At 55.8% G+C, this 1,770-nt stretch carries 1 protein-coding gene and 1 pseudogene; both read left to right on the plus strand.

Annotation, left to right across the window (positions count from 1 at the left end):
• A partial coding sequence (locus ACP5OT_RS17660) for a TolB family protein (RefSeq protein WP_428132894.1) occupies positions 1–912 on the plus strand: 912 nt, incomplete at its 5' end.
• A 78-nt stretch (positions 913–990) separates the two neighbouring features.
• Positions 991–1,770, plus strand: a pseudogene (locus tag ACP5OT_RS17665) (hypothetical protein); the annotation flags it as partial.

A 1,770-nucleotide genomic window follows, 5' to 3' on the forward strand; every position in this document is an offset into this window, starting at 1 on the left:
ACCGGTAGCTACTGGGAACTCTACCGTGCCAATTTTAACGGTGGTGGTCAGCGTATAACCTTCAACAATAACGAAACCGTCGCATTTTCATGGCGGCGCAGTTGGGATCCGGCCCAGCAATACCTGATCGTCGACTCGCGACGTGATAGCTCGCAGTATCGACAGATCTACGCACTCAACAACATTGCTGCCAGTGCTGGTGAACAGGCACCCGGAGCCGGTGTGATACGGATCAGCTACAGTGCCGGTGATGGAGCTTACCCACCACCTTTTAACGACTACTCTGACTTGCCAGGCAGTGAGTACAATGCGTCAGTATCACCCGACGGAAATCTGATGGCCTTCATCTCTGAACGGCAAGTTGGTATCCCACAGATCTATGTGCGACGGCTCAACTTCCCATTACGTGGTTTTGCCCAGCCGATCACTTCGTATCAGCAAGCATGTACGGTGGAAACACCCACGTGGTCGCCTGATGGCCGCAGTATGTTCTGGGTCACCAACTGCGAAGGGAATTTTGAGATCTACCGGGCGCAGTTGCGCTACGGCTATATCGAAGTCCTTTACGTCGGAATTGATTTGACGAACATCCGCAACCTGACGAACAACGCTGTCAATGATCGCTTCGCCCGCGTCTCACCCGACGGCAAACAAATTGCCTTCGCCAGCGACCGCGACGGGAATTGGGAGATTTATGTGATGAACAGCGACGGTAGCAATGTGCGTCGCCTCACCAACAATCCCGCCACCGACGATGCACCGACGTGGTCGCCCGATGGCCGGCAATTGGCCTTCGCCAGCGACCGCGACAGTGACTTCGAGATCTATATCCTGAACGTCAGCGATGGTACGATAACCCAACAAGTCACCCAAAACACCGCCCAAGACCGCTGGCCGTTGTGGAATCCATAATAGGGCCGCACGGCTGCGCAGCTCCCCGTGCGGCTCCCTGGGACCGGTATCCTAATCGCAACCAACAGAGGTACTGCGATGAAACATCTTCAACGAATGATGCTCATCATCATCCTACTCCCGCTCATGCTGCCCACTGCTCGTCCCCTCGCTGCCGCACCCTTCTCCGGTCGCACCGGCTTTGCCGACCCTCGCTTTGAGACTATCTGGGCCCGTACCGACAGCGAAGCAGTACGCGGTGGGCGCACATGGTATTGGGGGCCGGGACCATGGTTTGATTATGCTGAGTTCTACGCCGACAGTCCCAACGGTCTCCGTACCGTACAATATTTTGATAAGGCACGGATGGAGATAAACCGGCCTGCCGATGGGATCGTCACCAATGGCTTATTAGTGGTCGAAATGGTGAGTGGCCGCATCCAGTTGGGTGATATTCCTACCAATGCACGCCAGTATCGTTGTTCAGACGTACCGGTTGCTGGTAATCCGCGCAGCGCCAACCCAGCTTCACCCGGCTATTGCCAATTTACCGATCGCGCAACCTTCCCTGACCTGTACCGGCCTGCCTACCGTGATCCCGAACGACTGAAACAACGGGTCAGCACCACGATCGATATCAACGGCAACCTCGGCGAACAACCCGATCTCGCCCGCCCTGAAACCACGATTGTGCAATACAGCACCATTACCGGGCACAACATTCCCCAAGTCTTTTGGGACTTTATGAATCGGCGCGGCAAGGTGTTTGAGAACAGCCGCGTCACAACCGGCCCAATTGTCGATTGGCTCTTTGCAATGGGCTATCCGATCACCGATCCCTACTGGGTACGGGCCGTCGTCGGTGATACCGAACGTGAT

Origin of the sequence: Chloroflexus sp., from assembly GCF_049970315.1 — a bacterium.
Taxonomy (GTDB): domain Bacteria; phylum Chloroflexota; class Chloroflexia; order Chloroflexales; family Chloroflexaceae; genus Chloroflexus.